Source organism: Pseudonocardia nigra (assembly GCF_019396355.1).
GTDB classification, from domain to species: Bacteria; Actinomycetota; Actinomycetes; order Mycobacteriales; family Pseudonocardiaceae; genus Pseudonocardia; species Pseudonocardia nigra.
Window position 1 is genome coordinate 1 of the sequence record NZ_JAHKRK010000294.1, and the last position, 7,554, is coordinate 7,554.

Here is a 7,554-nt window from a genome sequence, read left to right on the forward strand (position 1 = left end):
TCACCGGCCACCCCTGGATGCCGGCACTACCCGCGCCCACCTGACCACGGACACCGAGCCGAGCGCACCGGAGGCCGAACGGCCGACCGGCGATCACGCCATGCCACCACACCGCTGAATGTTTACCCGCAACCGGGACAACTACCGCCGCCGAGTACGGTTGCACTGCACCCGGCAGACCCGCCGATTGTCAGCGAGGAAACCGACGGTGCCCGCCTAAGATCGAAGAGCCCGTTATCTGTGAGGGTCGGGCTGGGTGCGATGGTAGGCGTCCTCGTACTCGTCGGGAGACAGCCCGCCGAGGCCGGCCTGGATCCGGCGTGGGTTGTACCAGCCGTCGATGTAGCGGATCAGGGCGTGCTCGGCTTCGGCGCGGGTGGCGAACGTCGTCTGGGGCCAGTACACGAGCTCGACCTTGATCGTGGACCACAGGTTCTCGGCCAGGGCATTGTCGAAGCTTTATCCGGCAAATGATCTTGCTTTCCGGCGTTTGGCCGGTTAGCGCTTTCAGCCTTCGTCGGCGGCGAGGCGTCGGAGTTGTTCTTCGTGCTTACGTACTCGGTCAGCGATGGCTTCCACGGCGGTGCGCAGGGTGGCGATCTCGTCGGCGAGCCCGGTCAGGGTGCCGCTGGTGGCGGCGCGGTGTCGGTGCTGGTCGACGACCGCGCGCAGGGTGGGGTCGCGGTAGAGGGTGGTGCGGCCCAGGCCGGTGGCGGCGGCGACGGCGGTGAAGGTGACCTTGTGGCCGTCGTGGCGGAGTTGGGCGCAGGCGCGCTCGACGCGGTTGAGGATGTTGGCGCTGGTCATCCGGCTTGGGCCTCGCTGATCAGGGTGTCGAGTTGGGCGACGAGGCGGCGGTGTCGTTCGGCCTCGGCGATCCAGCCGCGCTTCTCGGCGTCGGCGGCGAGTGCTTCGGCGTCGACACGTTGGGCGGCCAGAATCGGCAGCGAGCTGGGCTCGGCGTGGAAGCTGGGGCAGTGCTCGCAGATGTTGGCGTAGGTGCAGGCGCCCTGGGCCGGTGCGCGTAGGCAGAACCCGCCGGCCAGTCGTGATTTGAGCAGCGGGGTGTCTTTCCAGTCGGCGCCGCCGGTGATGTCGGCCAACGGCAGGTTGCGCCGGCCGGGTGCCGGCGTGCGGGCCTGTTGTTTGGCCAGGTCCAGGGCGCGCTCGTACTCGGCGCGGACGGTGGTGTCGAACAGCCGCCCGTAGCGCAGGCTCATCTCGGCGGACATGTGTCCGAGCAGCGCCATCAGCGCCTGCAACGACACGCCGGCGTTGACCAGGGCCGTGGCGTAGGTGTGGCGCAGCTGGTGTGGGGTGATGTGGTCGAGCCCGGCGGTCTCGGCGGCCCGGTCGAGCTCGGCGCGGACCGCGTTCTGCGACAGCCGCCGGCCGTGGTGGGTGAACAGGAACTGCGCCGCCCGCCGGTAGCGGGGGTGGGGCAGCGGGCGTCCGGGGCTGCGGATCTCGGTGATGTGGTCGATCAGCGCGAGGATCTCGGTGTCGAGCGGGACCATCCGCTCGGTGTCGAGCTTGCCGAGCGGAACCTTCAGCCACCGGCCGCCGATGTCGACATCGACGACGTCGAGGCCCAGCACTTCTTCCGAGCGCAGCCCGCAGTAGAGCATCAGCCCCGCGATCGCCCGGTCCCGCCAGCTGCGGAAGCTGGCCAACAGCTCGGCCGCGTCGGACTGGGACAACGCCGACGTGGTGCCCGCCGCTCCCCTTACGCCAACCGCCATGGAGAAGCGCAGGGCGAAGGACCCGAGGGCAGCCGGCGGGGCTCGCGAAGCCGCAGCGAGGAGCGGTTGCGCGGCCGCCGCGCGGTGTGCGCGAGCATCCCGCTGCGCTCCCCGGGAACCCGCCAGCGGGCCTCGCGGCCCTTCGGGACGGGGTTGCCGGCATCGGGATCGCGCATCGCGACGAAGCCGAACAGCCCCGAGATCGCGGCGAGCCGCCGGTTGATCGTCGTCGCCGCGTACTGATCCGCCCGGCGCCCCGACAGCCGCACCACGTTCGGGCCCGGCCGGCCCGGGACAGTGGCCTCCCGGCAAGCGCGCAGGAACCGCAGCAGCACCTCCGTGCTCACCGCCGTCAGCGGCTGCTGCTCGGCCACCAGCCACCGGCAGAACGCCAGCAGGTCATAGCCGTAGGCGCGCACCGTCTTCGGCGAGTAGTTCCGATCGGACAGATACGCCAGGTACTCATCCACCAGCCCGAACCGGGACGCGGCCGGCCCGGTCAACACCCAGACGCCGTCGCGTTCCTCAAGCCGCAGGCCCGCCTCGCCAGTCACGGGGAACAGATGTACCAACGGTGACCGCCACCACCCCGCAACCGCCATCTCACGGCGTGTCGCTGAGCAGGGGAAACGTCGGCATTGGCCGGTTAAGAGGGAATCGCCGACCGAGCCCATCGATCCAACGAGGCCGGCGTTGCGGAGTCGTTGCCCGAACGCCCAGGACGTGAACTGCGATCCGTGGTCGGAGTGCAGGATCGCCGAATTGGACTCGGGATCCCGGCGGCGATGGCCATGCCGAGCGCGTCGACGAGTGCGGTGCGCATGTTGTCGTCGATTGACCATCCGACGATTCGTCGTGAATAGATGTCGAGGACCGCTGCGCAGTATACCTTCCCTTCCAGGGTCGAGTGTTCGGTATGTCTGTGCACCACAACTCATTCGGGCCGTCGACGACGAAGTCCCGGTCGACCAGGTCGACGTAGGGCTCGGCGTGCGGGTCCCGGACGGTGCAGCCGTGGCGTCGGCGCCCGTAGAGGCCCTGGATGCCGGCCGCGCGCATCAGCCTGGCGACGCGCTTGTGGTTGACCGCCAGGCCGAGCCCCAGCGTCAACTCTGCGTGCACCCGCGGCCATCCGTAGGTACCGCGAGAATCTTGATGAATTTTCTCGATGTGCTTGAGCAGCAACTCGTTCTCCTCGGCCCGCGCGGACTTCACCCCGGATCTCCATTCGTAGTAGCCCTGGCGACGACGTTGAGCACCCGGCAGGTCACCGCGACGCTGAATCCGTCATCGGCGAGTTCACGGACCAGCGGGAACACTACTTTGGGAGAACGTTCTCCCGGGCGAAGTACGCGGCCGCGCGTTTGAGGATCTCATTCTCGACCTCGAGGCGCCGTTTCTCCTTGCGGAGCTCGGCAAGCTCACGCTTGTCGGCGCTGTTCAGTCGCGAATCCGTGGCGCCCGTATCAGCATCGGCCTGGGACATCCAGTTCCGCAGACACGACTCGGAGATCGAGAGATCCTTCGCGATCGCTGAGATCGGTTTGTCGCCCTGGCGGGCGAGGTCCACGGCGCGGCGCCGGAACTCCGGCGGGTGAGGTGCGGGCACGAACGACATCCTCCCTGGCGGACGGGGTCCACCTCAGGTGACGTGTCCGGCGTCAGGGGACAAGCTCAATGCGACTATCTCACGCCCGCCGCGCGATCGGCGTGCGGTTCGATGATCCGAATCTCGTGTCCTGCGCGGGCTTGGCGGGCGTGATGGCGCTGGCCGCGCGGTGCGGGCTGGCGACGCTGCTGACCGATCGGCTGAGCATCGCCGCGAAGGGCGGCGCGAACGCCACCGGGAAGGTCCTCGCGCTGGTCGCGGGGATGGTCGCGGGCGCGGACTCGGTCAGCGACCTGGATCTGCTGCGCCACGGCGGGATGCCCCGGCTGTTCACCGAGGTGCGGGCCCCCTCGACGCTGGGCACGTTTCTGCGGCGGTTCACCTTCGGCCACGTCCGCCAACTCGACGCCGTGGCCGCCCGGCTGCTGGCACGGCTCGCGGCCGCGTCCCCGATCCTGGTCGGCGCCGATCAGGTCGCGTTCCTGGATCTGGACGACACGGTGCGCCAGACCTACGGCTACGCCAAGCAGGGCACCGGCTGCGGCTACAGCGGGGTGATCGGGCGGGGCGCGCTGCTGGCCACGATCTCCGCGCCGGCATCGGCGCCGGTGATCGCCGCAACACGGCTGCGCAAGGGCACAACGAACTCGGTGCGCGGCGCGGCGACGCTGCTCGCCGACGCCCTCGCCAGCGCCCGGCGGGCCGGCGCGACCGGGCTGGTGATCGTGCGCGCTGACTCGGCCTACTACGGCTACGACATCATCAACACCTGCCGCCGCGCCGGGGCCCGGTTCTCGGTCACCGCCCGCCACACCGCCACGGTGACCAGGGCCATCACCACGATCCCGGAGACGGCGTGGGTGCCGATCCGCTACCCGAACGCCATCTTCGATGAGCAGGAGCAGCGCTGGGTCTCCGACGCCGAGGTCGCCCAAATCGAGTTCACCGCGTTCACCGGCCGGCGCAAGACCGAGCACGTCACAGCCCGGCTGATCGTGCGCCGGGTGCGGCGCCTCAACCCCAAGACGGTGCCGGCCGGGCAGTCGGAGATGTTCACCGTCTACACTGGTGCCGCCCGGGGCTCACGTCACCCTCGGACTGGGCTGTAGCGCACGGCGGGTGGCGAGGCCGGGCACTGGGGTGAGAAGACGGGTCATCGCCCTACGGCGGCTCGGCCCCGTCCTGATTGCTGGCGTCGCCCGTATCAGCGGTATCCGACGTCGCGTCCGCAGGCTGGTTGCGATCGGCTGACGTAGGTAGTGGGCGTCGGCCCCAGAGCCGTCGAGGTTCGTTCCGGATGCGGACGACCTCGACCCAGTCCGCGCTCCGGGTGATCCTCCGGCACGCCTGTCGATTGAACAGGTGGTCGTCCAGCGCGCGCAGCAGCCGCGGCACGCACAGCGTTGCGACGAGCACGATCACAACGCCGGCACGCAGCGGCAGCGGCAGCTCCGCGAACAGGTCGAGTGCGCGCGCGGGGAGCGTGTGCAGTTCGGCGACGACGTCCGCCGTCAGGCCGAGCACCTGATTCTGGGCAGCGCGCATCACAGCACCGCCTCCTTCTCTTTCAGGACGCGGTGCCGCGACGGGCACCTCGGGGGTGTTGTGCAGTTGTGGGAGGTGCTGGTGCGCGCGGCCCCTCATCACTTCTTGATGCGGACTCGCGCGCTGTCCGGCAGGACGGCCGTCCCGACTCAGGACACGGCGAAGCCCCCGACCATCACGAGCGGTCGGGGGCTTCGAGTTGAATGCCGGTCCATGCCCCGCCGGGCTACCGGCGTCACGAGCTGAGGGGGACCAGCGCCGGGCACGGCCACGGGGCCACGTACGGGAGCGGCAACATGCAGAAGGGCCCGTCTCGACACCCGAGCGGACCCTCTCAAACTGTTTTAGGGCGCGTTCGTCCGCCCAAGGACATCATGGCCACTTGTTGAGTCGGCCTGGGGCGCGGTGCCGGAGTTGCTTCCGGTCCGTTTCCCCAGGCCGCTCGCCGAACCCGCCGTGCGAGTTTCCCCGCAACGGGCTCTCCACGGTCTCTGCCGTCAGGCGTTCACGGATGGGACCCAGGGGTTGGGGATCTTGCTGCCGCGATGGCGGTACCGGGTGACCGGCACTGTGGCCATGTTGAACAGGGCGATCCCGTCGATCGCTGGCGGTTGCCATCGCCCGTTCGGGCCGATGAGCCACCGACGGACCTGCGGCCACTTCCAACGGTGCCGCACGCGCACCATCGTGACCACCCGCCGCCAGGCGAACTGGGCGATCGTGTCGAAGGTGTGCTTCGCGACGGCGTGCTTGAAGTAGGCCGACCAACCACGCATGATCTGGTTGAGCCTGATCAGCACGAACCTGAGACTCACTTGCGACGTCCTGTGGGTCAGGGCACGGATCTTGGCCTTCACCGACCGGACGGGCCGGTCGGCGATGAAGGTGTAGACGTGCCACTTGTCCGAGCCACGCTTGCGGCGCCACTGGATGCGGAACCCCAAGAAGTCGAACCCCTCGCTCATGTGCACGACCGCGGTCTTGGCTGGTGAGAGCCGAAGACCGATCGGTGCAAGCACGTGGGCGATCTCCTCGCGCAACGCCTCGGTGTCAGCCTGGGTCCCATGGACCAGGACGACGAAATCGTCGGCGTAGCGGACCAGCCGCCACGTCGACAACCCGCGCGCTCGGCGTCGGCGGCGTTGATCACCGGTGGACATCATCCCGCCAGGCTTCCAGGGCGCCATCAGGTGCTCGTCGAGCACCGTCAGCGCGATGTTGGCCAGGAGCGGGGACAGGATGCCCCCTTGCGGGGTGCCGGTCGGAGTGTCCCGCTCTTCGCCGAGCTCGGAGATCAGCCCGGCCTTGCAGAACGCCTTGACCAGCGCCAGAACTCGTTTGTCTCCCACCCGCGCCCGCACCCGCCCCATCAGGGCGGTGTGGTCGATGGTGTCGAAACACGCCTCAATGTCCGCGTCCAGCACCCACCGGTAGCCGTGGGTGCCGAACTTGTGGATCTCGGCGATCGCGTCCTGAGCCCTGCGTCGGGGCCGGAACCCGTAGGAGACCGGCTCGAAGTCGGCCTCGAAAATCGGTTCCAGCACCAGCTTCAACGCCGCCTGCACGACCCGGTCACGGACCGTGGGAATCCCCAAGGACCGCAACTTCTGGCTCCCGCCCGCTTTGGGGATCTTCCGTTCCCGCACCGGGAGGGGCCGGAACGCACCGGACTTGAGGTCGGCGCGCAGGTCGTCCAAGAACCCCGGGACCCCGATGTGTTCCTCGACCTCGGCGACCCGTAGGCCGTCCACGCCGGGAGTTCGGGCCCCGGTGTTGCCGGCGACCCGGTCGAATGCCACCAACAGCGTCGCCGGGTCGTGCACCAGGTTGAACAGGTCGTCGAACCGGCGACCGGGATCAGCCACCGCCCAACGGTGAAGCTTGGTCTGCATCCCCCGTACCCGCGCCCACGACCCCTGCCCACTTGCTGCAGGGGTCGCCGGGTCTGGAGCGTCGCCATTCGGCGGCGCGTCTCCTGGCATTGCAGCATCCGTCCCTTCTCGAATCCGCTGCCGCCCTTCCCCATGTGCGCGGGCTCTCCCCGGCTCGGAGTACTACGGCGGCTCCGCCCCGCACCCGGTCCGATCGGTGGTCGGTGCACCCAGCCCACCCGCCGCGTCGGCAACGCGGAGCGCAGGCGAGCCCGGGACGGTTCCCGTGTTCACTGTCGATTCGCTCGACGGAGGAGGAGCCCGACTATGTCCCTGCGGCCTCGCCACGGGTACGCCGCAGACCTTCCCCGTGGCCTCCCGGGCGGCTATGTCATACCGCCCACAGGAGTTCCCCGACCCGCCCGAAGGCGAGGTGGGTGCGCACCGCTTCCGGCCCTGATCCGCCAGGTTTCGAGCCGGTGACTCGTTGAGGGACGTAACAACGCCGGTTCCTCGCGTACTCCTCTCCGTCACGCTCGCCGCGGCCCGCGCCATCTGGCAGTTCTGGCACGTCCCGGCTTTGTCAGGGCTGCTCCCACCCTCCCCGGCACCACCCGGATCAGGCTGCCCTCAGCTCCACCTGCCGGCTGCGACCAGCAGGCGGCGAAGTAGGGGTCGGACCGGGGCGCGGTACTGGTCTTGCGACCAGCCCGTTTCCCCGGCCCGCCCTCCGCACCGGACGTGCGGCTCTCACCGCATCCGGCGCTCCACGGATTCCCTTGGGGCC

General features: G+C 69.4%; 9 protein-coding genes. 1 reads left to right on the plus strand and 8 read right to left on the minus strand.

Translation table 11 applies throughout. The features are described from left to right. Positions 1–234: 234 nt before the first annotated feature. The 6 genes from KME75_RS38125 to KME75_RS38150 form a co-directional block, all read right to left on the minus strand. Positions 235–444 (minus strand): IS3 family transposase, encoded by a 210-nt coding sequence (locus KME75_RS38125; RefSeq protein ID WP_308283446.1) that lies wholly within the window; start codon positions 442–444, stop codon positions 235–237. Positions 445–507: 63 nt separating this feature from the next. Continuing rightward, positions 508–807: a DUF6262 family protein gene (locus KME75_RS38130; protein WP_219419806.1), complete on the minus strand. Its 300-nt coding sequence runs from the start codon at positions 805–807 to the stop codon at positions 508–510. Continuing rightward, complete coding sequence (locus KME75_RS38135; RefSeq protein WP_219419807.1) at positions 804–1,700, minus strand: tyrosine-type recombinase/integrase; 897 nt, start codon at positions 1,698–1,700, stop codon at positions 804–806. Before KME75_RS38135 ends, KME75_RS38130 begins: the two co-directional genes overlap by 4 nt. A gap of 26 nt (positions 1,701–1,726) precedes the next feature. After that, positions 1,727–2,296 carry a site-specific integrase gene (locus KME75_RS38140; RefSeq protein WP_219419808.1) on the minus strand — a complete coding sequence of 190 codons (570 nt, stop codon included), beginning with the start codon at positions 2,294–2,296 and terminating at the stop codon, positions 1,727–1,729. Positions 2,297–2,345: 49 nt separating this feature from the next. Next, positions 2,346–2,957, minus strand: coding sequence for an IS3 family transposase (locus KME75_RS47210; protein ID WP_219419809.1), 612 nt, complete (start codon positions 2,955–2,957; stop codon positions 2,346–2,348). A 103-nt stretch (positions 2,958–3,060) separates the two neighbouring features. Next, positions 3,061–3,351: a transposase gene (locus KME75_RS38150; protein WP_219419810.1), complete on the minus strand. Its 291-nt coding sequence runs from the start codon at positions 3,349–3,351 to the stop codon at positions 3,061–3,063. 68 nt (positions 3,352–3,419) lie between these two features. Between KME75_RS38150 and KME75_RS38155 the strand changes: the two genes are divergently transcribed. Then, positions 3,420–4,460: an IS1380 family transposase gene (locus tag KME75_RS38155; protein ID WP_219419811.1), complete on the plus strand. Its 1,041-nt coding sequence runs from the start codon at positions 3,420–3,422 to the stop codon at positions 4,458–4,460. A 52-nt stretch (positions 4,461–4,512) separates the two neighbouring features. Here the strand turns inward: KME75_RS38155 and KME75_RS38160 are convergent, their stop codons facing one another. Together KME75_RS38160 and ltrA are read right to left on the minus strand one after the other, a co-directional pair. Beyond that, a complete protein-coding gene (locus KME75_RS38160) occupies positions 4,513–4,875 on the minus strand; it encodes a hypothetical protein (RefSeq protein WP_219419812.1) in 363 nt (120 codons plus the stop codon). Between the two features lie 518 nt (positions 4,876–5,393). Further along, the gene (gene ltrA, locus KME75_RS38165) at positions 5,394–6,761 is read right to left on the minus strand and encodes a group II intron reverse transcriptase/maturase (protein ID WP_308283445.1); all 1,368 of its coding nucleotides are present in this window, start codon (positions 6,759–6,761) and stop codon (positions 5,394–5,396) included. Positions 6,762–7,554 lie beyond the last annotated feature (793 nt).